The organism is Vibrio sp. 10N.222.55.C6, assembly GCF_041473395.1.
Classification (GTDB): Bacteria; Pseudomonadota; Gammaproteobacteria; order Enterobacterales; family Vibrionaceae; genus Vibrio; species Vibrio crassostreae_C.
The window spans coordinates 1-269 of the sequence record NZ_JBFRSD010000328.1; the positions used below are offsets into that span (position 1 = coordinate 1).

Annotated in this window: 1 pseudogene; it reads left to right on the forward strand. The window is 48.7% G+C overall.

Going from position 1 to position 269, the window contains the following annotated elements:
- A pseudogene (locus AB4486_RS23940) lies at positions 1-269 on the forward strand (hypothetical protein); the annotation flags it as partial.

The following is a 269-nucleotide window of genomic DNA, read 5'->3' on the forward strand; positions in this document are numbered from 1 at the left end:
GGAGAAAGAAGCCAAGCCTGTAAACGTGCTCGATATTTCTGAACCACACGTTGTCAGTGATGCAGAAAGAAGAGCCAAAACTCTCCTTGCTAAAGCGGTGGTCCATGTTCAAAAGGATGGCGATGAAAGCGTTAAAGACTTTATGAGTGACCCTGAATATATCGATGGGGAGCTATATGTGTTTGCTTTGGGCATCGATGGCCAATTCCTTGCCAGTGGCGGATCTTCGATGGTGCTGGTGGGCGACAGTGTGTTGGACACGCAAGACG